Here is a 24,130-nt window from a genome sequence, read left to right on the forward strand (position 1 = left end):
GCGGCAGTGCGCGCACTAGTTGGTCTCGTTGCCTTGCCCGACGGCGCGCTGGCGCCGGGCAGGCTGGTCTTCAGCTCAACGATTACCGAGGTTGACCTGAGTTCGGGCGCGCCCGGCGGCGACTATATCCTGCCCGGCCTGATCGATTTGCAAGTCAACGGCGGCGGCGGGATCGACGTGCCCCGCGCGACCCCCTCGGCATTGGGCGAGTTGGCGCGCCGCTTGGCGTTGGCGGGAACCACCGCTTTTCTGCCGACCGCGATTACCGCGCCGCTGGAGGAGTTGGCGCAAGTCGAGCGCGTGGTGGCCGAAGCGATTCAATCCCAGCGGCCGCCGGGCGCCGAATTGCTGGGTCTGCATCTGGAGGGGCCCTTCATCTCACCGGTCCGGCTCGGCGTCCATCCCCAGCATGCGCTTGAACCACGCGGGCCGGCGCTGGAGCGAATCGCGGCGCTCGAGCGCTTACGGCTCATTACGATGGCGCCGGAATTGCCCGGCGCGCCAGCGGCGATCCAAGCGCTGCGCCGGCGCGGCGTGGCGGTCTCGCTGGGCCATTCCGATGCCACCCTGGAGCAAACCCGCGCCGCGCTGGCGGCCGGCGCCGGCATGTTTACCCATGTCTTCAATGCGATGCGTCCGCTGCATCAGCGCGAGCCCGGGATCGTCGGTGCCGCGCTGGCGCCCGGTAGCGCGTTTGCCGGGCTGATCGCCGACGGGGTCCATCTTCATCCTGAAATCGTGCGCCTGCTCTATCGCGCGCGCGGCGCCGGCGGTCTGCTGCTCACCAGCGACAGCGTGGCGCCAGCATCGCTGGAACCAGCGCCGCCGCCCGCCATCGGCGCCCATCGCATCGGAGCGCGGCTGGCCGGCAGCCTGATCACGATGCTCGACGGGCTGCGCTTCATGGTCGAGAAGGTGGGAGCCGGAGTGGGCGAGGCCGCGCTGATGGCGGCGACCAACCCGGCCCGTGTGCTGGCGCTGGAGGAACGCGGGCGGATCGCGCCGGGGACGCGCGCCGATCTCCTGGTCCTCGACCGGCAACTGCGACTCAAGGCGGTCTTCCTGGGCGGCGAGGAATTAAGCTAGTGTGGCGCCTATCCTAAAAGTGGAGCGCTTTGCGTTCTTCCAAAGCCGGGCCAGCCAAGACATCACCGAAGCGCACAAGCTGCGCGAGCTATTTGCGCGGCCTAGTTTCATGCCAAAGGGAGAGTTGATGCGATGAGCGAGCAATTCAAGTTGGCTACCGTTTCCAGTGCGGGCAGCCCCCCCTTTGTCGCCTTGGGCCTGGGCCAAAGCGTGATCGCGCTTAATCCGGCGCTGGTCCATTTCAGCGCCGCGGGCCGCGCGCGCCGGCGCCTGCAAGTAGCCGGGATGCTCGAGCTGCTGGCGGATTGGGAAGCAAATTTCGACCTGCTGCAGGAATTGGTCAGCTTTCTGCTCTCCCAGGGGCTGGAAGATGAGCGCTGGCGGGAGGCGGTCAGCACCGCCGAGCGGCTCCATTTCCATGCCCCGCTGCAACCGCCGACCATGATCTATGCCGCGGTTAATTACCCGCGCCCCGGCCGCGCCAGCCGCGCGGAGTTGGCCAGCGGTTCCCGTCCCTTGATGTTCCAGAAGACTTCCAATTGCATCACCGGCCCCTACGACGACATCGTCAAACCGGCCGCTTGCGAGCAGGTCGATTGGGAGGTCGAGTTGGCCGTGGTCATGGGCACGCGCACTCGCGACATCGCGCCCGAGCGCGCCTTGGACAACGTGGCCGGCTACCTGGTGGCCAACGACGTCACCGTGCGCGATTTCCGCAAACCGGGCGAGAAGGTTTCGATTCCGGGCCCGGACTGGTTCGGCAGCAAATGCCACGAAAGCTTCGCCCCGCTGGGCCCGTGGCTGGTGCCGCGCGCCTTCGTCGGCGATTGTCACAACCTGCATTTGACGCTCAAGGTCAACGGCGAAACCCGCCAGGACGCGAACAGTGGCGAAATGATTTTCACTACGCAAGAGCTGATCGCCCATGTCGCGGCGCAGTTCACCCTGGAGCCAGGCGATCTGATTTCCACCGGCACGCCCAACGGGATCGGCATGCAGAGCGGCCATTTCCTGAAGGTCGGGGACGTGGTGGAGGCCGAGATCGAGGGGCTGGGGATGCAGCGTAACCGGGTGGTGGCGCGGGCGCGCTGAAATCCATCACCGAACACGACGAGCATCGCTATGCCGCTCAACCCCGCCTGCCTTGGCAAACAGTACCCGGTGCGCGAAACCCGCGTCACCCGCGAAGCAATCGAGCGCTATGCGCGGGCCTGCGACGATCTCAATCCGCGCTATCTGGCCGCCGCCGAGGCGCAGGTGATTGCGCCACCGATCTTTGGGGCCACCGTGATCTGGCCCTCGGTGGTCGAGGTGATGGGCGATCCCAGCCTGCAGGTCGATATGCTGCGGCTGGTGCACAGCGAGCATGAGGTGGAGTTTTTCGCTCCGCTGCGGCCGGGCGCGCTGATCTACAGCCAGGCCACGATCGAGACCATCGAACCGGCGCCCAGCGGCGAGCGGATGACGGTGGAACTACCGGCCCGCGATTCCAGCGGCGCGCTGGTGCAAAACACCCGCTTCACGGTTTTCATTCGCGGCCCCCGCGGGGCACGCGCGGCGCTGGCGCGCCCCAGCGATAGCGTGGACCATTCGGAGCCGCCGCTGGTGGAGGAAAACTATCCGGTCGCGCTCGATCTGCCGCGCCGCTACGCCGAAGCCTCGGGCGACTTCAACCCGATCCATCTTGAAGAAGCCGTGGCGCGGATGGCCGGGCTGCCCGGCGTGATTCTGCACGGCTTGTGCACGATGGCCTTGTGCTCGCGCGCGGTGGTCGATCGCCTGTGCGAAGGCGATCCCGCCCGCCTGCGCCGCCTGCGGGTGCGTTTCAGCCGTCCGGTAATTCCCGGGCAAACGATTACAATCCGGATCTGGCGCGGCAAGGGCGCACAATACGACTTCGAGGCCTACAACCCGGCCGGCCAAGCGGTGATTCGCGCCGGATACGCGCAGATTGACTGAGTCCTTGCGCGGAAGCGAACCGACTTAATGGAGCGTACGCTGACTCTGGGCCTGACCCTGTCGTTGAGCGGCCGGTACGCCGCGATGGGACGCCAGGCGTTGCACGCGCTGCAGCTTTGCGTGGCCCAAAATCAGCCGGGCCTGGAACTGGGCGGCCACCGTTATCAAGTCGCGCTGCGCTGCCTGGACGATGGCAGCGACGCGCGCCGATGCGCGGCGCAGTACCGCTCGTTGTGCTTTGAAAACCGCGCCGACGTCATCCTCGGCCCCTATTCGAGCAATCTTACCCGCGTCGCTTTGCCGATTAGCGAAGCCGCAGGCTTGGTGATGATCAATCATGGCGGCGCCGACGACAGTTTGTACACTCGCCACGCCCGCCGGCTGGTGGGCGTGGCGAGCCCGGCCAGCACCTATTTCGTCGGCCTGGCCCGGCTGGTCAGCCAACTCAAGCTGTGGCGCAAGCGCATCGCCGCGATCGCCGCGCCGACGCCCTTTTGCCGTGCCGTGGTCGCGGGTCTGGCCCAGGCCTGCGAGGAGCGGGCCAACGCGCGCCGCGGCGTGCGCTTGCGAATCCACCAGGAGGTACGCACACCGCGCGACCAGGCCCTGATCGATTGGCTGCTCCATCTGCGGCGGGCGCGGATCAACGTCCTGGTCAGCGCGGGCGATTTTGCCCAGGATCTCGCCCTGGTCGACGCCGTGATTCGCGCCCGTCTGAATATTCCTGTGCTGGCCTGCGTGGCGGCCGGCGTAGCCGAGTTTTACACTCAACTGGGGTCGCGCGCCGAAGGTATCGTCGGCCCCAGCCCATGGGAGGAGAGCCTGGAGATCGAACCTCAACTAGGGTCCACTCCGCGCGCTTTCGCGCGGGAAATGAGAGCGGCCGGGGCGGGAGAGCCCGATTATCCCGCAGCCCAAGCCTACGCCGCCGGCTGCTTGGCTCTGGCTGCCCTCCAAGCCTGCGGCAGCCTGGAGCCGGATCGAATGCGTGAGGCGTTCGCCAATCTGCGCATCCGTACCCTGCTGGGCGAGTTCGCGATCGATCCCAACTCCGGACGCCAGATCGGCCATCAGGTCCTGCTGGTGCAATGGCACGACGGGGTCAAGGTGATCATCCATCCCGACGCCCACGCCGACACCGGCAGCCTGGAATTCCCGTCGGGATGGCGCCTGATCCTGGCCTCGCTGGGCAGTTTGCACCTGCGTGCCCGTCGTCCACCCGAGAACGACGATAATAATGATGCTTGAGCTGACGCCGGGACCGCAAATCGCAATCGGGCTGATGTCGGGAACCTCCCACGACGGCATCAACGCCGCCCTGGTCGAGATCGACCTCGAGCGCCGGCCGCCGGTCACTTTGATCGCCTTCAAGAGCTATGGCTTCGAGCCGCGGCTGCGCCGCCGCCTGCTGGCCGCCTCGAGCGGAGCGGCTATTGGCGCCGGCGAGTTGTCGGCGCTCAACTTCAGCCTGGGGCGAGCGTTGGCCCAGGCCGCGGTAGCGTTGGCACGCGAGGCTGGGATGCCGCTTGAGCGCGTCGCCTTCATCGGCTCGCACGGCCATACCTTCTTCCATTTGCCGCCCCGCCGGACGCGCCGCGGCCAAATCCCCTCGACCCTGCAGATGGGGGAATCGGCGGTGATCGCGGCCTTGACCGGCCGCCCGGTGGTGGACGACTTCCGCCCGATGGACATCGCCCTGGGCGGCGAAGGAGCGCCGCTGGCACCGCTGGCCCATCGTCTGCTCTTCGGCGATCCCAAGCTGGGCCGGGTCGTGGAAAATCTAGGCGGGATCGGCAATGCCACCTACCTGCCGCCGGGCGCGCAGCCTGGCGATCCGCGCCTGGTTGCCTTCGATACCGGGCCCGCCAACATGCTGATCGACGGCCTGATGGTGCGTCTCAGTGGCGGGCGGGCGCAGATGGATCGGGACGGACGGATGGCGGCGCGAGGCCACATCCATGCCCGGCTGCTCAAGGAATTGCTGCGCCATCGCTTTTTCGCCCGCCGTCCACCCAAATCCACCGGACGCGAGGAATTCGGCGCCCCGTTCGTCGACCGCGTCCTGCGCCGCGCCCGCGCGCTGCGGCTGAGCGCGGCGGATACCATCGCCACCGCCACCGCGCTGACCGCCCATTCGATCGCGCAGGCCTGCCGCCACTTCGTGATGCCCCTGGGACCGGTGGACCAGGTGATCGTAACCGGCGGTGGCGCCCGCAATCCCACTTTGGTGGCAATGCTGGAGGAGCAATTGCCCGGCATCCCGGTGATGCGGGCCGAGGCGCTGGGAGTGGACAGCGAGGCGCTGGAGGCAATCGCCTTCGCCTTACTGGGATATGCGTTGCTCAGCGGACAGCCCGGAAACTTTCCTTCCGTTACCGGCGCGCGCGTACCCGCATTGTTGGGCAAGCTGACCCCACCACCGTCCGAGTGGCGGCCGTCACCCGCCTGACCACGGGCAGGTCGGCACAGACCAAGCCGCTAAGTCCCCTGGTCCCTGAGTCGCGGCGTGGCGCCGGCAGCGCTGCATTCAACTGTCGCGATACTGGCCGCCGCCTGGGGAAAATATCTGCCGCGGGCCCACAGCGCCACGTTCACCAGCGTGATCAACACCGGGACCTCGACCAGAGGTCCGATCACCGCGGCAAAGGCCTCGCCGCTGTTGAGGCCAAACGTCGCGATCGCGACCGCGATCGCCAACTCGAAGTTGTTCGACGCCGCGGTGAACGAAAGCGTGGCCGATTGCGCGTAAGTGGCGCCGATTTCGTAGCTCATCACAAAGGACACGCCGAACATGATGACGAAGTAGCACAGCAGCGGGATCGCCACCCGTAACACATCCAGCGGAAGCTGCACGATCGCGCCACCCTTGAGGGAGAACATCACTACGATCGTGAACAGCAACGCGAGCAGGGTAAGTGGGCTGATCTTCGGAAGGAAATGCTCGCGGTACCACCGCTTGCCCCGGGCCCGCGTGAGCACAACCCAGGTGAGCAGTCCGCCGACAAACGGCACGCCCAGGTAGATTGCGACGCTCTGGGCGATCTCACCGATCGTGACGTGCACGATCCCGCCTTGCAGACCCAGCCAACGGGGAATCAAGGTCACAAAAATCAGTGCGTACACGGAATAAAAGAGCACCTGGAAGATCGAATTGAAGGCCACCAGGCCGGCGCAATACTCGGCATCGCCGGCCGCCAGGTCGTTCCAGACGATTACCATCGCGATACAACGGGCCAGGCCGATCATGATCAAGCCGACCATGTATGCGGGATGGCCGCGCAAAAAGAGCACCGCGAGCGCGAACATCAACAGCGGACCGACGATCCAGTTCTGTACCAGCGACAGCCCCAGGATTTTCCAGTCGCGGAAGACCTGGCCCAATTCGTCGTAGTTCACCTTGGCAAGCGGCGGATACATCATCAGGATCAGCCCGGCCGCGATCGGAATCGAGGTGGTCCCGATACCGAGCCGGTCGATTACCGCCTTGGTGTCCGGGACGAAATAGCCCAGCGCGACGCCGCACCCCATCGCCAGAAAAATCCACAGGGTGAGAAAGCGGTCGAGAAAGGAAAGCCGATGCGCCTTCGATGGTTGCGCGAGAGTCCCGACGGAGCCGGCCGTAGTTGGTGACTTACTCTTCATTCGCCTGCTCCCAATTCTTGAGTCTCACCCCAACATTAAGATCGGCATCACCGGCTCGTTTCGGGAGTTGGAGGATCGCGAAAATCGGCGGCCAGGGCTTCGATCCGCGCTTTGATCTGATCGCGCGCCGCGCGGAAGTTCGCAAGCCGGCGCGCTTGGCTCAGCGATACGTCCGCCGCAGCGGGGTCCGCGATCGGCCAATGCAGTCGGCGCACGCCGCTCGAAAAAACCGGGCATACTTCCTCGGCGCACAGCGTGATCACGGTATCGACGGTTTTGGCGTCAATACTTTCCAGCGGCTTCGAGCGCTGAGCGGAAATGTCGATCCCGATCTCCGCCATCGCGGCAACCGCGAGCGGATTCACTCCCGCGGGCCGCGAACCGGCGCTTTGCACGCGCACGGCGGTGCCCAGTATCGCCCGCGCGAGCCCTTCGGCCATCTGGCTGCGCGAGGAATTCTGCACGCACAGGAACAAGAGCCCCTTCATCGCGCGACCGGCCCGCAACCGCCGCTTGACGATTTCACCGGGGCGCAGCACGATTCCGACGCCGCACAGGCAGAGGCTTGCGCGCGCGGGGCAAGATCGTTGCCGTACACCGGGTGTTCGCCGAAAGTATAAAAGGTCTCCCACGAAAGGCCACTGGGATCGCTCACCCATCCCTTATCGCCGCGCGCGTAGCAGCAAGCCGCGTTCTCCTGCTTGACGACCGCCTGTCCGGCGGCGTCAAGGCGGCGCGCGATGACTTCCAACTCGTCATCGGAGGAGACCTGGAATCCCAGGTGATCAATGCTTGGAGTCGCCGCTCCCGAGGTTATCGCGAAATTGAGACCCGGGTCCTCGAGCATCCATTTCGCGTAGTCGGGCTTGAGGACCGCCGGCGGCCGGCCAAACAGGGCGGAATAGAATCGGACCGACGCTTCGAGATCGCCCACCTGAACGTGCACGTGGAAGCGCTTCATCGCGATACCCTCCGTTGGCTCCTTGGTTTGATGGCTTGCGCCGGCTTGCATCCGGCTACCGGCTCAAGCGTGTCCGCGAGCGGGGCGCAGAGTTCGGGACGTCCGCCGCAGCAGTTCTGGGTCAGGTACGCCAGCAAATCGCCCATCGTCTTGTAATTCGCGTGGTAGATGATCGAGCGGCTCTGGCGCCGCGAACCAACCAGCCCGGCGAAGCGCAGCTGGTTCAAATGAAACGACAAGGTCGGCGACGGCAACCCCAGGCGTTCGCCAATCTCGCCGGCCGCCAGCCCTTCGGGACCACGCTGGACGAGCAGGCGAAAGACCTCGAGCCGGGTTTTCTGGGCCAGAGCGGCCAACGTTTGGACTGCGGCCGACGTCTTCATCGTTCCAAAATTATGAAACTATGGGGGCGCAGCTTGTCAAGGGCGCCGGCCAGGGTGCCCGCGAAGCTGCAACTCGCCGCCTGATTCAGGGTTGCAATTCGTGGACGCCGCGAATCCGGGTATGCTCGATCCACAAATAATGGCCGAGAGCGTCAATCAGCACGCCGTCGATTCCGGCGGCACGGGCACCCAGCACGTCGATCGAATACATGTCGCCGGCAAATAGCGCCTCATTCGCACGCACGCCGAGATGGTCTAGCGCAAGGTGGAAGATCCGAGGATCGGGTTTGGAGACTCCCACCACGTGAGAGTCGATGATGACGTCGAAGAACTCGGCCAGACCGTAGCGCTCAGCGTCGCGCGCGATGGTGCCGCCGGCGTTGGAAATCACCCCCAGCTTGAAGCCCTGGCGGCGAAAGTCGGCCAGCGCCTCGCGGGTTCCCGGCCGAACCACGCGCCACATCGTCTCGACCTGGTTCAACTGGGTGAAACGCTCTTGGCACCATTGGAGGCGACTGGACGCCACCCCGGCGGCTTCCATCCAGCGGTGGAAATAAAGCAGGTAGGCTTGCTCCAGACTGAGCGTGTTATCCGCCAGCAGGACTTCATCAAGAGCCCGTCGGCCGACGTACTCGGCCCGCTCCAGGGCCAACGCGCTCACCCCGGGGCATTCGTCGGCCAGGGCCTGCGCAAGGGCGTGGTAATCGACAAAAGCCAAGGTATTGCCGAAATCGAACAGAAGCGCCTTGGTGTTGCTCTCCACGCCTTCATAATTTAATCCAGCGCCGGCATGAACACCATCGGGCGGCCGTGATGTCACACTGGAGACGGTCGACGGTTTTTGCCTAGATTACTTTGATCGCGCTCGCTTCGGACCTGATCGATGGTCTCCTGAACAACGGCAGCCGAGACGGGGTTCGCCGCAATGGAAGACCCACAACCCGCGTTTTTTCCTGAGCTCCGCAGAACCACGCAAGGGGCGCAGGGTAATCTGATCGCCCAGACTCTCGAGCTCCAATTGGTCGCCGGCCGCAAGCTGCAGCTTGCCCCGCACCGGCTTCGGCAGCAAAATCCGGCCCAGTTTATCCAGGGTGAGCTTGGCAGTCATGGATTGAGCTGCGCGCCGTGTGTCCGGTCCAGCGCGTCTGGTTAGCGATTTGCGAGACGGGCGCTTAAAGCGCTATTATCTCAGGGATTATAATGGCAAGGCGCGGTCGCAGGCTTACAGAGGCCAAGGACGGCGCGCAGGAAGATTCGTGTTCAGCGGTATCGTCGAAGATTTAGGCGTGGTTAAGGCTCTGAGGCCGCTGGACCAGGGATTGCGGGTGACCATCCGCAGCCGGCTGCCGCTGGCGCGGGTGCGTATCGGTGATTCGATCGCAGTTAACGGCGTCTGTCTGACCGTTGTGGCCAAGGACGTGGCGACGATTGCCATGGATATCTCGGCCGAGAGTTTGCGTCGTACCACTTTAGGAACGTTGAGGGTTGGCGAGCGAGTCAATCTGGAGCGCAGTTTGACCATGGCCAGCCTGCTTAATGGCCATCTGGTCAGCGGCCACGTCGACGGGCTGGGGCGCGTGGTTTCGATCGTGCCCGAGGGCGCCTCGCGTTTGTTCACCTTTGAGGTTGCGCCGGCACAGGCGCGCTACCTGGTCGAAAAAGGCTCGGTCGCGTTGGACGGCGTCAGTCTGACCGTCTTCGCCCTGCGCGGGCAATGTTTCAGTTGCGCCTTAATTCCCCATACCCTGGCAGTGACTACGCTGGGGCAAAAACGCGTCGGCACGCGGGTCAATGTGGAAAGCGACCTAATCGCCAAGTATCTTGAACGCTTGGTGGCCCCAGCGCCGCGGCGTTCCGCCGCGCGCAAACCGTCCATCGCGCAGGCTTGGCCCACGGCCAGCGCCGGAGTTCAGCCATGAGCGTGATGCAAATTCCGCGCAAAATTGAATACGCGCTTCGCGCGATGATCCATCTGGCCGACGTAGGCACGGGGGTGGCCAACGGCAACGAGATTGCGCGGCAGGAGCATATCCCCAAGTATTTTCTCGAAAAGGTTATCCGGGACCTGATGCGCAACCGCCTGGTCCGCTCCCAGCGCGGCCCCGGCGGCGGTTATCAATTGGGCCGTCCGGCCGAGACCATCTCCTTCAAGGACATCATCGAGGCGGTGGAAGGGCCGATCAATCTCAACGTCTGCCTGGAGGACACCGCGACCTGCAGCCTGCAGCCCGCCTGCCGCATGTTCCGGGTCTGGGAACAGGGCCAACACGCGCTGCTGGAAGTGTTCGCGCAAACCAACCTTCAGCAGATTGCCACCACCAAGCTGCCGCCGGCCCTGATGAACCAGGTAGCGCCGCTGTCCTCTTCCTCGGCCAACTTCAAGGCCTAAGCGCGTCATCCGATCCACTCGCCTTGGCTCTGCAGCGCAGGCATGATGCTGCCCGATCGAGCACCCCGTGATAAACGGCGCACGGGCAGCTTGCAACTCGAACCAGCGGGCACGAGCTTGAGCGAAAGCAAACCCGGCACTGAGATAACGGGCACCGAGACGATCGTGGCCGCAGCCGCGCCACTTAACGAAAAGGCCTTTTATCTCGAAGAGTTTTACGGCAAAAGCTTGCTTTTTGCGCTGATTCAGCCCGATCCGGCTCGCTTGCGCGATCTGGATTCGCTGATCAGCGCGCTACGCGTGCTGGTACGCAACCAGACCCGCTGTATCGTGATCGCCAGCGAGGCGATGCTGCCGCGGCTGCGCCGGCGGATGGGTCAATTGGCCTCGCGCTATGCACCCCCGGTGTTCGATCCCGCCCACGGCTTGCGCTCGCGTCCCTATCCTCCCGACTCTACCGTGGCGCAAATCTGGCAGAGTCTGCGCGCCGGCGGGGCCGTGGTGGGCGCCGCGCGCAGCGCCGACCCCGAAGATCTAACGGTATTCGCCCAGGAACTGGCCAGCCGGTTGCGGGTCTTCAAGCTGCTGCTGCTCGATCCGATCGGCGGCCTGACCGACAAAAGCGGCCATCGGGTGTCCTTCGTCCAGGCCCGGCGCATCAACACGCTGATCCGCCAACAGCGACTGAAAATTCGCCGCACCATCTTGCGCGCGGCCAAACGCGCGCTGGAGGACGGCGTCGGCTCGATCGGCCTGACCGCGCCGCGTGCCGTGTACGACGAGCTGTTCAGCTATTCGGGCACCGGGACCTTGCTGACCCAGGCCGCCTATGGCTCGGTCAAACCGCTTTCGATCGACGATTTCGAGGAGGCCGAGGCGCTCATCCAACGCGGCCAGAGCGAAGGCGCGCTGCTGGCGCGCAGCGCCGAGCAAATCGCCCGCATCCTGCCCTCCTGCTTCGGCTACCGGGTGGGCGACGAAAATTTGGCGGGGATCTGCTCGCTGCTGACCGAACCTTACCATCGCGAGCGCGCGGGCGAGATTACCGCGCTCTATACCCTGACCCGCTATCAGGGCGAGGGAGTGGGGGCCGAATTGGTCCGCGAAGTCTTGAAGGAAGCGCGGGCACGCAAGCTGCGCTATGTCTTCGCTTGCACCAGCGAGGAGCATGCCGCTCGCTTCTTCAAGCGCCTGCGCTTTCGCAAGGTCACGCCCACTCACGTGCCGGCAGGTAAATGGCGTGACTACAGCCGGCCTCGTCTGGCGCGCCTGTCGATCTTCCGCTTCGAGCTTGCCGGTCCGCCATCCGCTCGCTGACCACGCTCGCTCAGGGCTGGGGCCAGGAGGCGCCGCCCAGATGCTGGTTGGTGAGCGTCGCGGCCAGCGCGGTCAAATCCTCATCGTTGTAAAATTCAATTTCCAGCCGGCCCGGCCCCTTACCCTGACGATCCACACGTACCTTGCGCTTGAGCGCGCGCTGGAGGGTCTCGATCAAGGCCTGCATATGTGGATCGGCGGCCTTGGATACGTTGACGGTCGCGGCCGACGGCTTGCGCCGGGCGGCGGCGATTTGCTCGGCCCCGCGCGCCGAAAGCTTGTGCGCCGCGATCTGCCGTGCCGCCGCAAGCTGTTCGCCGGGCGATGCCAGACCCAGCAGCGGGCGTGCCTGGCCGACACTCAGTTCGCCGTGCTCGATCTGCGCCAGGATCGCCTCGGGCAGCTCAAGCAGCCGCATCGCGTTGCTCACGTATGGTCGGCTCTTGCCGATCCGTTGGGCGATCTGTTCGTGGCTGAGCGAAAATTCCCGCGCCAAGCGCTGCAAACCGCGCGCTTCCTCGACCGCGTTCAAATCTTCGCGGGCCAGATTCTCCACCAGGGCGACTTCCAACGCCCCTTTGTTATCGAGCTCGCGCACCACAACCGGAACCTCGGCCAAACCGGCTTGACGCGCCGCCCGCAGCCGCCGCTCGCCCGCTACCAACTCGTAATGCTCGGCCCCGTTGCCGTTTTGAATTGGCCGCACGATCAGCGGCTCGATAACCCCCTGTGCCGCAATCGCCTCGGCCAGTTGCGCCATCCGCTCGGGATCGAACTGGCGTCGCGGCTGAAAGAGCGAGGGCGCGATCGAATCTACCGATACTTTGCGATATCCGCCGGCGGCGCCAGGCGCGACAACTCCTTCCAGCGAATCCTCGATCAGCGCGCCCAAGCCCCGTCCCAGTGGTCTGCGCGTCATTTTCGTCCTCCTATGACTCGGACCGCCTTCCACCAGCGCGATACCGAACCGTTGGTTTCATCCAGGGGCGGTGGCGTCACCCCGTCGCGTTCCATCATTTCCCAGGCCAAATCGCGATAACCCAGGGCGCCGCTGGACTTGTCGTCGTATTCCAATACCGACAGCCCGTGGCTAGGACTCTCCGACAGCCTGACGTTGCGGGGAATCACGCTGGTAAAGACCTGACCGGGGAAATGCTCCCGAACGTCGCGGGCGACCTCATGGCAAAGCCGGTTGCGAGCGTCAAACATGGTCAGTACCAGCCCCTCGAGCTTGAGCCGGGGATTGAGCGCCGCGTTGACTCGCTTGATGGTCGCCAGCAACGCGCTCAGTCCTTCCAGGGCGTAGTACTCGCATTGCATCGGCACCAACACAGAGCCGGCCGCGACCAGCCCGTTTAGGGTCAGCAAGCCCAGCGAGGGCGGGGTATCAATTAAAACATAGTTATATTTATCGAGAACCGGCTCCAGCGCGGCGCGCAGCCGGCGCTCGCGGCCCTGCGCCGTGGCCAGTTCGATTTCGGCTCCGACCAAGTCGGGACTGGAGGGTACCAGCGACAGAAACTCGCGCATCGGAAGCTGAGTTTCCGCGATCGTGGCTCGGCCGATGAGAACTTCGTAGATGGTACGGGCGGGGCCTGCGCGGCCCGCGTCGCGCTTGGAATCTAGGCCAGAGGTGGCATTACCCTGCGGGTCGAGATCGATCAGGAGGACGCGCAACTTGCGGCTGGCCAAGGCCACAGCCAAGTTGATCGCCGTAGTGGTCTTACCAACGCCACCTTTTTGGTTGGCAATCGCTACTACCAGCCCCACGTCAGCCCCTCGCCCCAACCACGCCGTCCTACTCCTCGATCGCGTCCCTATTGTGCGCCAAGGATGTGCAACAAGCAAAAGCTTGTCCAGGCGGGCGCAAAAACTCTTTAATCGGGCGAGGTTTTCTCCCGCATCCAGCAGGCCAAGGCACGCTCCTGCGCGCGCCCGGCACGAGGAATCAGGTAGGAAAAACGCTGGTAGCTGGCTAGACCGGCGCGGCAAGCGGCGGCCAGGTCGAGGCGTTGGGCGGGAGTTGAATAGATCAGGGCAAGGGCGCCAGGCTTGAGCGCGCGGGCGGCCAGGGGATAGAACTCGGGGCCGGATACGGCGCGGGTCAGGGCGACGTCGAAACCGCTGGGGACGGTTTGGGGCGTCATACGCTGATTGTTGACCTGGACGTTGGCAAGCTTGAGCTCGGTGGCGCAAACGGAGAGGAAACTGGCGCGGCGGCGGCGAGCTTCGGTCAGCACGAAGCGGGCGTGGCACAGGCTGGCGAGAATCAGGCCTGGGAAGCCGGCGCCGCTGCCGATATCGAGCACGGCGCGGCCAGCGCCGAAGGACGGCGCCAGGAGGGCCCCGGGCTCGCCGAGCAAGGGAGCCAGGCTATCAAGGATATGAAAGGCGATTTCAGCCGACCGGTCGGGCGCGGCGGTCAGATTGACTCGGCTGCCCCAATGGGCCAAGAGGGCGGCAAAGCGGCACGCGCGGCTGATGAATTGATCATCGAGAATGACGTCAAAAGATGGCGTGGCGCGCTGCGCGCGGAGGATCGCCGCTACGCCGTCGCCGATAGCAGCAGAATTGGCATGGAAGGAGTCCGCCACGATTCGCGCGCCAAGTTTCACGTGAAACATTTGGTTTCACGTGAAACCACGCGCCTGCCTCACTGCGAGCCGCGCAGTTCGCGGCTGCGCGTGCGATCCTTGAGATACACCGCCAACACGGCGATCGCGGCCGGTGTGATCCCGGCCATCCGCGCCGCCTGACCCAGAGACTCGGGCCGTATCCGGCTCAGCCGCTCCCGCACCTCGCTGGACAGGCCCGCCACCGCCCCATAATCCAGCGCGGGCGGGATGCCGGTCTCCTCCAGCCGACGATAGCGCTCAACCGCGTCCGCCTGCCGCCGCACATACCCTTCGTACTTGACCTCTATCTCCAACTGGGCCGCCTCATCGCCGCTCAAACCCTCCCCCAGATCTGCCATCGCGAGCACTGCCGCGTAGGACAGCTCGGGCCGCCGCAGCAACTCTTCGGCACGCACGGGTTGGCGGATCGGCGATGACCCCGCGGCAGCCAACTGCTCCTGAACCGCCGGACTATTCGGCACCAGCCGCGCCGCCAGGCGGAGCCGCTCCGCCGCCACGCGCTCACTCTTGAGCACCCGGCGCGCAGCGCTCGATGCACCCAGCAGTCCCAACCGCTCGCCGATCGGAGATAGCCGGCTGTCGGCATTGTCCTCGCGCAACAACAGGCGGTATTCCGCCCGCGAGGTGAACATCCGATAGGGCTCGCCGCCGATGCCGCGCGTCACCAAGTCGTCGATAAGTACCCCGATATAACCCTGATGGCGCGCGATGATAAGCGGCGGCTCGCCCCGAGCCGCTAGCACCGCGTTGATTCCCGCCATCAGCCCCTGCGCAGCCGCCTCTTCGTAGCCCGTAGTCCCGTTAAGTTGGCCAGCAAAGAACAAACCTTTGACCAACTTGGTCTCCAGGCTTAGGTGGAGTTGAGTCGGGTCGCTGAAGTCGTATTCGATTGCATACCCTGGCCGCATGATTTCGGCCTGCTCCAGCCCCTTGATCGAACGCACCATCGCAATCTGCACGTCCAGGGGCAAACTGGTGGACAAACCGTTGGGATAAACCTCCACCGTCTCGCGCCCCTCAGGTTCAAGGAAAATCTGATGGCGTTCCTTATCGGCGAAACGCACTACCTTATCTTCCACCGAGGGGCAGTAGCGCGGCCCACGGCTCTGGATCACCCCCGAGTACATCGGCGAGCGGTCCAAGGCACCCCGAATCAGCTCGTGAGTCCGGCCGTTGGTGTAGGTCAAATGGCAGGGAAGCTGGGTTTGGGTAATCGCGGTGGTGCGGAAAGAAAACGGCGGCGGCGGCTCGTCCCCAAGTTGCATCTCTAGAGCCGAATAATCGATGGTGCGGCCGTCCAAGCGCGGGCAGGTCCCGGTCTTAAGCCGCCCGATCCTAAAACCCAACGCCGCCAGATGCTCGCTCAGCCCCATCGCGGCAAAATCGCCCGCCCGGCCGGCCGAATAATTCTTGAGCCCGACGTGGACCAGCCCCTTGAGGAAAGTGCCGGTGGTCAGAATCACCGCCGGGGCGTAAAACTCTTCGCCGATCAGCGACTGGACGCCCCGCACTCGGCCGTCCTCCACGAGCAGGTTCTCGATGCTGGCCTGGCGGATGGTAAGGTTGGCCGTGGCCTCCATCACCCGCTTCATCCGCGCCCGGTATCCTGCCTTGTCGGCCTGGGCGCGGCGCGCCCGCACCGCCGGTCCCTTGCGCGTATTGAGGAAGCGGAACTGGATCCCCGTCTCGTCGATCGCCAGCGCCATCTCGCCGCCCAGAGCGTCGATTTCGCGCACCAGGTGCCCCTTGCCAATGCCTCCGATGGCGGGATTGCACGACATCTGCCCGATGTGGTCCAGATTGAGGGTCAGCATCAGGGTCCTGGCGCCCATTCGGGCCGCGGCCAGGGCGGCCTCGATACCGGCATGGCCGGCGCCCACGACAATCACGTCATAGTTCATGGCTGAAGCGCATTATGGCGCACCGGGCAGTGCCTCGCCAGCATGCACGGTGCCGCATACTCTACTAATAGTTCTTAATAGCTACTGTTTGTAGAGCAACCGCGACCGCGTGTAAGGGGGCTCAAACCCCTACTTCCCGATGCAGAATTCGCGGAAGATCGCGTCGAGCACATCTTCGCTGCCGACCTCGCCGCAGATAGTCCCCAGGGCGTCGCTGGCCTGAGTCAGATCCACGACCACGATCTCGGGCGGCAACCCGGCGCGCAGGTTGTCGCGGGCGACTGCCAGCGCGTCCAGCGCGTGGGCCAACGCCTGGCGATGGCGCTGGCGCGAGATGGCGATCTGACCGGGCGCGCCGCCGCCGTCCTGGAGTGCAGCCACCGCGTCTCGCAGCCGGGTGCGCAGCTCACCCGCACCCTCGCCCCGCAGCGCCGAGATGGACATGGCGGGGATCGTAAGCCCATGTGCGGCAAGGGTGTCGGTGTTGATCGCCGGGGGCAGGTCCGCTTTGTTGAGCAGCGCGATGCCGCGCCTACCGCGGCAGAGATCGATCACTTCCTCGTCCTCGACGCCCAGCGGTTGGGAGGCATCAAAAACGGCGATGAGCAGGTCGGCGTCGCGGGCCTGGGTACGAGCGCGTTCGATGCCGATGCGCTCGACCTCATCGGCGCCATGGCGCAGGCCGGCGGTGTCGATAATCACCAGGGCGTAAGGATCCAGGCTCAGGCTGTCCTCGATGAGGTCGCGGGTGGTGCCGGCAATCGCGGTCACGATCGCCCGCTCGACCCCCAAAAGCAGGTTGAGGACGCTGGATTTGCCGCTGTTGGGGCGGCCAATAATCGCGGCCCGCGCGCCGTCGCGCAGCAATCGGCCGCGGTCGAAACTGTCGTGCAATTCGGCTACGTCGGCGCGCAGCGCCTCGATCGCCTGGGCCAAGGCGGGGCGCGAGGGCAGCGCCAGCTCCTCGTCGGAGAAATCGATCTCAGCCTCCAGGTGAGCCCGGATGGAGATGAGCTGAGAGCGCAAGCCCTCGATGCGTTGTCGCAGGGCACCGTTTAGTTGAGCCAGCGCCTGGGCCAAGGCGGCGTCACTGTGGGCGGCGACCAGGTCGGCAACCGCTTCGGCCGCGGTCAGGTCCAGGCGGCCATTGAGGAAAGCGCGTCGGCTGAATTCTCCGGGCTGGGCCATTCGCGCCCCCTGCGCCAAAGCCAAGCTGACGATTCGGCGCACGATGAAGGGACCGCCGTGGCAATGCAATTCGCAGATGTCTTCGCCGGTCAGAGTGGCCGGCCCGGGCATGAAGACCGCCAGCGCGCGATCGATGGGCGCACCAGTTTTGGGGTCACGAATCTCACCTAGATAGAGCCGACCAGAGTCGCACCGCTTGGGGCGAAGCGGCTGCCACAGGCAACGTCCGATCGCCATGGCCTGAGGTCCCGACAGGCGCACGATCGCGACCGCTCCCATCCCAGGTGCGGTCGCGGGTGCAACTATGGTATCAGCCTCGTACAAGCTGGCCTCCGGCGCCAGGGCCCCGTGCCTATCGCGCGTCCTAATGGCCTGGCATGCTGGCCCACTGTTCCTGAAAAAGCGTCTTTATCTCTTAATATGCCCGGCAAATCTGTATAAATAAATTGGTATGATCTTGGGGGCGGGCCCGTTGTCAGAGGCCTGGCAATGGGCCTGCTCAAATTGAAGGGAGCAGTGCCATTGACGCCACCCAAGGAAAAGGAGCCGAAAAAGCCCAAGGCTCCGCGCAAATCGACGGTTAAAGCGGCAAGCAAGAAAAGCAAAGTAATCCTCGAGCCGATCGGTGAAACGACCGCCCCCGCCAATGAACCCTCGCGGTCCATCCCCATCCAGATCGCCGGCGCCGACAACTCTCGTGCAAACGCACCCAGCTCCGAGACCATCAGGGTCCGCGCCTATGAGCTGTACTTGGCGCGCGGCGGAACAGATGGGCGGGATCTTGAAGACTGGCTGGCAGCGGAAAGAGAGCTTATGGCAAAAGCATAGTCCCCCAACTTCGAGGGTGGGCAAGTCGCAACCTGCGGTGTGCGCAGACAGGGCTCGGTTCAACCCGCGGCGCGGGCCAGCGCTTCGGATTATGCGGTTTTGCGCCTTGCTCCCATCCGCGCGGTATGGTTGCATAGCTCAGTTAAGGCGGTTCGGTGCTGCGGGCCGGGCTAGCAAGGGGGCAGTGGTTTGCGTGATTGGGTAAAGACCCGCGCGGCATCGGGCTGAGCGTGGACGGCTTTAAGGAACTTGATTTTTACAGATGAAAAGGACTTACCAACCCAGCAATCGGCGGCGCAAGCGAACGCACGGTTTTCTTGCCCGGATGGCCACGCCCGGGGGCAAGAATGTGCTCCGGCGGCGGCGACACAAGGGACGCCATCGGCTGACCGTCAGCATTCCGGCCAAGCAACCCGGCTGACCGACTTTGGGGCCGCGCTGCGACCCGCTCACCGGCTACATCGGCGGAGCGAATTTCTTCGCGTGCAACGTACCGGTTGGCGCCAGCGCACGGCGCATTTTGCCATTTATCTGGCCCTGTTTTCCGATCAAACAGCCCCACGCCTGGGGGTAACGGTATCGCGCGAGATCGGTAATGCTGTGGTTCGCAATCGGGTCAAACGCCGGCTGCGGGAGAGCTTTCGCCGTACCCTGCGCGAGTTGCTAATGCCCGCGGCGGGATTGGTAATAGTCGCGCGCGCGGGTGCCGATGAATTAGCTATGCCGGCGGTGTGCGCCGAATTATCCCCAGCTCTAATCAATCTGGTGGGCAAAATTGAAGCTCGCTGAACCGGGTCTGCGTGCATGTCTCAGAGTTGGGCGAGTCAGGCGGCCCTGGCAGTTAGTGGGCCGGTTGGGACTGGCAGCGGCAGTCGGCTTGCTTGCGGTTTATCGACGAATTCTTTCACCATGGCTGGCAGGCCAATGCGGTTGGGGTTGTCGTTTCGAACCCTCCTGCTCACACTACGCGACCCAGGCGTTACGCACCCACGGCTTTGCCCGCGGACTTATTCTCAGCGGCTGGCGCCTGATGCGTTGTAATCCTCTAGGCGGCCGCGGTTATGACCCAGTGCCCCCTCCATCGGCCTTCCGGCTTTCAGGAGCATTTTGGACACACGAATCTTAATAGCGATCATTCTTTCTTTGGCGGTGGTTTTCGCCTATCAGGAATTGGTTTTAGACCGTCTCTATCCACCTCAACCACCCCACGCGCCCGCCAGCAGTGTTCCAACCCCTGCTCAGCGCCCAGCGCTACCGTTGGTCGCGGCGCCCCAGCTTGGCAGTGGACAACCGTTGCCCCTGGGCTCGCAGGCGACCGCTGCGGCGCACACCATCCGCGTGGAAACCGAGGACTACATCGCGCGCTTTACCACCGCCGGAGGAAGACTGGAAAGTTTGCAGCTCAAACATTTTCATCAGACCGCGGCTCCTCATAGCCCGTTGCTGCAGTTGGTCACTCCCGCGCCCGACGGCGAATTGCCCCTGGGCCTGGTGGTGGAAGAAGGCGCGCGACAATTGGACGACCGCGACGTGGTTTATCAAACCAATTCGCCGGCTTCGCTGAAGTTGCATTCCGGACAAAGCGCAACCCTGGATCTGACCGCCAGCACGGCGGACGGGCTAAAGTTGGAGAAGCGGCTGACTTTTACCGCCGCCGGCTACGTCTTCGACCTCAATGCGAGTGCCGCGGGCGGCTCCAACACGATTAGCGCCGCGGGTGTGGCGATGAGTCTGCCGCTGGGCAAGGGAACGAATTATTTCGACATCCCCGAGATTCAGGCCCTGGTCAATGGTTCGGCCAAGGTCGAGCCGCAAAAGGCGCTGGCAAAGGGCGTGGCGCCGCTGTCGGGGCAGATAACCTACGCTGGGATCGGCCAGCTCTATTTTTTGTCGGTATTTTTGCCCCAGATGCAGGCACCGGGCACGCTCACGATGGCGGTGCGGCACGATCAAGCCACTGCGATTATCCTTTATCCGGCCCAGGCGGGCCGCGTCGACTTGGCGACCCGTGTATACATGGGGCCCAAGGAGTTGACCACCCTGGAGGCGGTCAACCCCGAGTTGCGCCGGGCAATCAACTTCGGGTGGGCCGGACTGTTGGCGCTTGCCTTCCTGCGCGCGCTTAAGTTATTTCATCACATCACACCCAACTACGGGGTGGACATCATATTGTTGACGGTGGCGATCCGGCTGTTATTCCTGCCGCTGTCGATCAAAAGCCAGCGCTCGATGATGCGCTTGCAGCGCTTGCAGCCCCAGGTCGAGCGGCTGCGCGAAAAATTGAAAGATGATAAAGAGCGGCTCAATCGCGAGATGATGGATTTGTACAAGCGCAACCACGTCAACCCCCTGGGTGGATGCGCGCCGATGCTGCTCCAGCTGCCGATCTTTTTAGGGCTGTATGAGGCTTTGGCCAATTCTATTGAATTGCGTCACGCGCCCTTCATCGCTTGGGTCCGCGATCTCTCGGCGCCTGAATGCCTGGTGATTCCGGGCATGCCGCAGCTGCCTTTCATGCCCTGTGGTGGCTTGCCCATCCTGGTGTTGCTGATGGGTGCCAGCACCTGGCTGCAGCAGGCCTTGGCACCCAAGGCGGCGGACCCCAATCAGCAGAAGATGATGATGCTGATGCCGCTGATGTTTACCGTTATGTTCTTAAATCTGCCCGCCGGACTATCGCTGTATTATTTTTCCTCCAACGTGCTGGGCATCATTCAGCAATACTTTTTGAACCGCGAGTTCAAACAACTCGGACCGGCAAACGCATGACTGCCAACCAATTTGTGGAAGTCGAAGGCGCCACCGTCGAGGAGGCTATCCGTCAGGCTCTGGATCAGCTCGGCGCGGGTGAGGACGACGTCGTAATTGAAGTATTGAGCACCCCGCGTGCGGGATTGCTGGGCCTAGGTGCCCGGCGGGCCCGGGTGCGGCTGACCCGGCGCGCGGCCAATCCGGCGCGCAGCGCGGTGGCCTCGCCTCGCCCCGCACCACCACCGCGCGCGACGCCGCCGTCACGTCCGGCTCCGGAGTCTCGCCCTACCCCCTCGCGAACCGCTGCCCCATTGCCACCAGCCAGCAGCGCCTCGCCACCCGCACCGAAGGCAGCGGCAGAGGTAAAAGCAGCGCCGCAGACCCGTGGCTCAGGGCCCGAGCCGGCGCAGCAGCCGGCCATCCCGCCGGCCAACCTCGAGGAGCAGGCCCGCGAGGCCCAGCATTTGTTGCGCAGCGTGCTCGATCTGATGGGCGAGCAGGCGGAAATCGTGCTCACCGACAAGGACGCGGAAGGGATCGCCTTGGAGATCCAAAGCGAAGGCTCCGGCATCCTCATCGGCCGTCACGGGCAGACCCTCGACGCGTTGGAATACCTGATGAACCGGCTGATGGCGCGCCGGGTAGCCGAACCTGTAGTGCCGATCATCCTGGATATCGCGGCCTATCGCGCGCGCCGCCGACAGCAATTGGAGCGGATGGCACTGACCATGGGCGAGCGTGCCAAACGCGAGCATCAGACCGTGGCGCTGGAACCGATGCCGCCGCGCGACCGTAGGATCATCCATTTGACGCTCAAGGACGATCCATTAATTACCACTCGTTCGGTGGGCAGCGGCTATGCGCGCATGGTGGAGGTTGTTCCAACCGATCTGGAGCACGCCTCCAGCGAGCGCACCCCGCGGCGCTCACGCCCCTCCCCAGCGGAACCGCTTGGCGAGCAAGGCGGCTTCAAGGGTGGCCAGAAACGCATCATCTGATCCGCGCCATGGTCAGTACAGGCTACGCGGAAGTGGCGCCTCTGCAAGAAGCTTCGCGCCGGACGTGGTAGCACAAGCCTCGGATCCGGCCGCCACATTGTTGGGCCGCGCTTGAGCCGTCGCCGCAAAGCTGTACGCGTCGGACCCGCGGGCGAGAAACCTAAGGCGCTGCCCGTCGCGGTCCTTGGCGACCAACTGCCATGGGCGACCACCTGGGCGCTGGTGGGGTTGGTCTGCGGGTTGGAGCTGTGGGGATTGTGCAACTTCTTCCCCCCCTCGGGCTGGTTTAACGCCCATCCATTTTACACCGACAGCTATCCACTGCATTTTGCCCGCGGCTTGATCGGCGCGCAGGCCCTCCGCCGCCATCTGCGCCTGTGGTGCTACAGCCCAGCGCTGATGGCAGGTTATCCGGCCGGTACCCGTAGCGAGCCGATGGGCTTTGCCCCGGCCTTGCTGTTCTGGGTCGCGGGATGGTTCCATCTCGGTGCCCTTTCTTTTGGCCAGGCGGCGAATCTCTACAAGCTGATGGTTGTGGCCCTGCTCGCCACCGCCGCCCCTGCAATGGCGCTTGCCGCCTCAATATTTGGTCTGGGCGGGAGCGCGGTTGCTCTGAGTGCCGGCCTGGGAGTGCTGGGCCTGTTCAGCATCCCTGGCATACAGATGATGCGCTCGGGGATGTTCGCCTTCTTATCCACCTCCAGTCTGTGCGTGTTGGCGGGCGCCTACATGTATCGCTGGCTGGGCCAGGCAGAAAGGAAACCCCTGTTTGGTTTGAGCCTGGGCTGCGGCGCGCTCACCTATCTCCATCCTTTGGCCAGCCTCCTGTTGGTGCCGCCAGCCTTGGGCGCGCTGGCCGGCGCCCAGACGGGCCGGCGAAGGCTCGAGCTTATCGGCTGCTTCGCACTCGCCCTGATCGTAGCCCTGGGTTGGGTGCTGCCGATGCTGTTTACCTGGTCGATCGGTTTGCCCTTCGCCAACTGGTGGCAGACGCCCAGCACGCTGCTTTCCAGCCTGCGCTTGATGGTTAATTTTCGGCTACCCTTCCCACCCCTGCTGGTACTGGCGGCAGCGGTCTATGGCTGCCTGAAAGCACCCATGATTCGGCCTTTCGTATTGGTTTGGCTGGCCGCGACCGTTCTGCTGGCATGGGCTGCCTACTTTGGCTCGGTGGTCGGACCGCTTGATGAAATCGAACCTGCGCGCCTGGAAATCTCCTTCTACTTCTATGCCGCGCCGATGGCCGCGCTGGGAGTTTGCCAAGCTTGGCGCGCGCTGAGCGGTTGGCGGCCGGGGAGTCGGCGCGTTTTGCGCGGCGCGATGGCGGCCGCTGGCGTGATTTTCGCCCTGGCCTCGCTGGAGCTGAGCAACTTGGATCTCGGAGTGCACGGCCCGATCGCGACCACCCTGCCTGTGCACGCCCGGGAGATCGAAAGCTGGATCCCCAGCGTCAACGACGACGCCCGCATCGCGATCGAATCAGGCTGGGCGGAGGGAAAGTACGGTGAGGTGTTGCTGCCTTACTTCGGCGCCGACTTGGGCTTGTTATGGGCGTTGCGCCAGGATCGGGAGCTGATTGGCGGTTCGCCTAGCGAGGGGTTTTCCACCTTCAGCTATGTCGATTTCGGCGCCGGGTTTGCCTTTGGCAAGGCTCTGTTGAACTGGAATCCAGCCAAGTTTGCCCATCAATTGGAGCTCTACAATATCGGCCGCATAATCGTGTGGTCGCAGGCCGCCAGAGATTTCCTGAGCCAGGTGCCCAATGTACAACCGCTGTTGGCCGAACCCCCTTACGCGCTTTTCGGCGTGGCCGGGGTCCACAGCTACCTATTGGCGGGCCAGGCGCGCGCGGTGCATGCGCAGACCGATTGCATCGTGGTCAAGGACGCCCAGCCCGGGCAGATCGTGTTGAAATACCACTACTTCGCGACGATGCGAACCTGGCCGCCATTACCCATCCATCCGGTAGCGGTAGGTAATGGCGATCCGGTCCCCTTTATCGAGGTCGATAACGATACGGCGCGCGATTTGAGAATCTTCAATGCCGGTTTCACCGGCTGGGGCTCAATGGCCGCCGCCTGCCGCCATTGA

General features: G+C 64.3%; 24 protein-coding genes. 14 read left to right on the forward strand and 10 right to left on the reverse strand.

Going from position 1 to position 24,130, the window contains the following annotated elements:
* The first annotated feature begins 6 nt into the window (after nt 1-6).
* The 5 genes from nagA (at nt 7) to VKV28_16805 (ending at nt 5,494) form a co-directional block, all read left to right on the forward strand.
* Nucleotides 7-1,086 carry an N-acetylglucosamine-6-phosphate deacetylase gene (gene nagA, locus VKV28_16785; protein HLH78458.1) on the forward strand — a complete coding sequence of 360 codons (1,080 nt, stop codon included), beginning with the start codon at nt 7-9 and terminating at the stop codon, nt 1,084-1,086.
* Between the two features lie 132 nt (nt 1,087-1,218).
* Complete coding sequence (locus VKV28_16790) at nt 1,219-2,178, forward strand: fumarylacetoacetate hydrolase family protein (GenBank protein ID HLH78459.1); 960 nt, start codon at nt 1,219-1,221, stop codon at nt 2,176-2,178.
* Nucleotides 2,179-2,208: 30 nt separating this feature from the next.
* The gene (locus VKV28_16795; GenBank protein HLH78460.1) at nt 2,209-3,045 is read left to right on the forward strand and encodes a MaoC/PaaZ C-terminal domain-containing protein; all 837 of its coding nucleotides are present in this window, start codon (nt 2,209-2,211) and stop codon (nt 3,043-3,045) included.
* A gap of 27 nt (nt 3,046-3,072) precedes the next feature.
* On the forward strand, nt 3,073-4,293 hold the full coding sequence (locus VKV28_16800; protein HLH78461.1) for an ABC transporter substrate-binding protein: 1,221 nt from the start codon (nt 3,073-3,075) through the stop codon (nt 4,291-4,293).
* Nucleotides 4,283-5,494 (forward strand): anhydro-N-acetylmuramic acid kinase, encoded by a 1,212-nt coding sequence (locus VKV28_16805; protein ID HLH78462.1) that lies wholly within the window; start codon nt 4,283-4,285, stop codon nt 5,492-5,494. The genes VKV28_16800 and VKV28_16805 overlap by 11 nt, the downstream gene beginning before the upstream one ends.
* Nucleotides 5,495-5,523: 29 nt before the next feature.
* On the opposite strand, the gene arsB is transcribed toward VKV28_16805, so the two are convergent.
* The 5 genes from arsB to VKV28_16830 form a co-directional block, all read right to left on the reverse strand.
* Nucleotides 5,524-6,687 (reverse strand): ACR3 family arsenite efflux transporter, encoded by a 1,164-nt coding sequence (arsB, locus tag VKV28_16810; protein ID HLH78463.1) that lies wholly within the window; start codon nt 6,685-6,687, stop codon nt 5,524-5,526.
* A 47-nt stretch (nt 6,688-6,734) separates the two neighbouring features.
* A complete protein-coding gene (locus tag VKV28_16815; protein ID HLH78464.1) occupies nt 6,735-7,175 on the reverse strand; it encodes an arsenate reductase ArsC in 441 nt (146 codons plus the stop codon).
* Nucleotides 7,172-7,648 (reverse strand): ArsI/CadI family heavy metal resistance metalloenzyme, encoded by a 477-nt coding sequence (locus VKV28_16820; GenBank protein ID HLH78465.1) that lies wholly within the window; start codon nt 7,646-7,648, stop codon nt 7,172-7,174. Before VKV28_16820 ends, VKV28_16815 begins: the two co-directional genes overlap by 4 nt.
* Nucleotides 7,645-8,004: a metalloregulator ArsR/SmtB family transcription factor gene (locus VKV28_16825; GenBank protein HLH78466.1), complete on the reverse strand. Its 360-nt coding sequence runs from the start codon at nt 8,002-8,004 to the stop codon at nt 7,645-7,647. The genes VKV28_16820 and VKV28_16825 overlap by 4 nt, the downstream gene beginning before the upstream one ends.
* Nucleotides 8,005-8,116: 112 nt before the next feature.
* The gene (locus VKV28_16830) at nt 8,117-8,794 is read right to left on the reverse strand and encodes an HAD family hydrolase (protein ID HLH78467.1); all 678 of its coding nucleotides are present in this window, start codon (nt 8,792-8,794) and stop codon (nt 8,117-8,119) included.
* A 493-nt stretch (nt 8,795-9,287) separates the two neighbouring features.
* On the opposite strand from VKV28_16830, the gene VKV28_16835 reads away from it, so the two are divergent.
* The 3 genes from VKV28_16835 (at nt 9,288) to VKV28_16845 (ending at nt 11,737) form a co-directional block, all read left to right on the forward strand.
* The gene (locus VKV28_16835) at nt 9,288-9,950 is read left to right on the forward strand and encodes a riboflavin synthase (protein HLH78468.1); all 663 of its coding nucleotides are present in this window, start codon (nt 9,288-9,290) and stop codon (nt 9,948-9,950) included.
* Nucleotides 9,947-10,420: an Rrf2 family transcriptional regulator gene (locus tag VKV28_16840; protein HLH78469.1), complete on the forward strand. Its 474-nt coding sequence runs from the start codon at nt 9,947-9,949 to the stop codon at nt 10,418-10,420. The genes VKV28_16835 and VKV28_16840 overlap by 4 nt, the downstream gene beginning before the upstream one ends.
* A 117-nt stretch (nt 10,421-10,537) precedes the next feature.
* Complete coding sequence (locus VKV28_16845; GenBank protein HLH78470.1) at nt 10,538-11,737, forward strand: GNAT family N-acetyltransferase; 1,200 nt, start codon at nt 10,538-10,540, stop codon at nt 11,735-11,737.
* A 10-nt stretch (nt 11,738-11,747) separates the two neighbouring features.
* Here VKV28_16845 and VKV28_16850 read toward each other — a convergent pair whose 3' ends face one another.
* The 5 genes from VKV28_16850 to mnmE form a co-directional block, all read right to left on the reverse strand.
* Nucleotides 11,748-12,656, reverse strand: coding sequence for a ParB/RepB/Spo0J family partition protein (locus VKV28_16850; GenBank protein ID HLH78471.1), 909 nt, complete (start codon nt 12,654-12,656; stop codon nt 11,748-11,750).
* Complete coding sequence (locus VKV28_16855; protein HLH78472.1) at nt 12,653-13,507, reverse strand: AAA family ATPase; 855 nt, start codon at nt 13,505-13,507, stop codon at nt 12,653-12,655. The genes VKV28_16850 and VKV28_16855 overlap by 4 nt, the downstream gene beginning before the upstream one ends.
* Nucleotides 13,508-13,614: 107 nt before the next feature.
* A complete protein-coding gene (locus VKV28_16860) occupies nt 13,615-14,361 on the reverse strand; it encodes an RsmG family class I SAM-dependent methyltransferase (GenBank protein ID HLH78473.1) in 747 nt (248 codons plus the stop codon).
* Nucleotides 14,362-14,390: 29 nt separating this feature from the next.
* Nucleotides 14,391-16,274 carry a tRNA uridine-5-carboxymethylaminomethyl(34) synthesis enzyme MnmG gene (gene mnmG, locus VKV28_16865; GenBank protein HLH78474.1) on the reverse strand — a complete coding sequence of 628 codons (1,884 nt, stop codon included), beginning with the start codon at nt 16,272-16,274 and terminating at the stop codon, nt 14,391-14,393.
* A 129-nt stretch (nt 16,275-16,403) separates the two neighbouring features.
* Nucleotides 16,404-17,786: a tRNA uridine-5-carboxymethylaminomethyl(34) synthesis GTPase MnmE gene (gene mnmE, locus VKV28_16870; protein ID HLH78475.1), complete on the reverse strand. Its 1,383-nt coding sequence runs from the start codon at nt 17,784-17,786 to the stop codon at nt 16,404-16,406.
* A 165-nt stretch (nt 17,787-17,951) separates the two neighbouring features.
* On the opposite strand from mnmE, the gene VKV28_16875 reads away from it, so the two are divergent.
* The 6 genes from VKV28_16875 (at nt 17,952) to VKV28_16900 (ending at nt 24,130) form a co-directional block, all read left to right on the forward strand.
* Complete coding sequence (locus tag VKV28_16875) at nt 17,952-18,290, forward strand: DUF2934 domain-containing protein (GenBank protein HLH78476.1); 339 nt, start codon at nt 17,952-17,954, stop codon at nt 18,288-18,290.
* Nucleotides 18,291-18,552: 262 nt separating this feature from the next.
* Nucleotides 18,553-18,711, forward strand: a complete 159-nt coding sequence (rpmH, locus tag VKV28_16880) for a 50S ribosomal protein L34 (GenBank protein ID HLH78477.1) — start codon at nt 18,553-18,555, stop codon at nt 18,709-18,711.
* Between the two features lie 17 nt (nt 18,712-18,728).
* A complete protein-coding gene (gene rnpA, locus VKV28_16885; GenBank protein ID HLH78478.1) occupies nt 18,729-19,079 on the forward strand; it encodes a ribonuclease P protein component in 351 nt (116 codons plus the stop codon).
* A 318-nt stretch (nt 19,080-19,397) separates the two neighbouring features.
* On the forward strand, nt 19,398-21,059 hold the full coding sequence (yidC, locus tag VKV28_16890; protein ID HLH78479.1) for a membrane protein insertase YidC: 1,662 nt from the start codon (nt 19,398-19,400) through the stop codon (nt 21,057-21,059).
* On the forward strand, nt 21,056-22,039 hold the full coding sequence (gene jag / locus VKV28_16895; GenBank protein ID HLH78480.1) for an RNA-binding cell elongation regulator Jag/EloR: 984 nt from the start codon (nt 21,056-21,058) through the stop codon (nt 22,037-22,039). The genes yidC and jag overlap by 4 nt, the downstream gene beginning before the upstream one ends.
* Nucleotides 22,040-22,150: 111 nt before the next feature.
* Nucleotides 22,151-24,130: a hypothetical protein gene (locus VKV28_16900; protein ID HLH78481.1), complete on the forward strand. Its 1,980-nt coding sequence runs from the start codon at nt 22,151-22,153 to the stop codon at nt 24,128-24,130.

Source organism: Candidatus Binataceae bacterium (genome assembly GCA_035294265.1).
Classification (GTDB): domain Bacteria; phylum Desulfobacterota; class Binatia; order Binatales; family Binataceae; genus DATGLK01.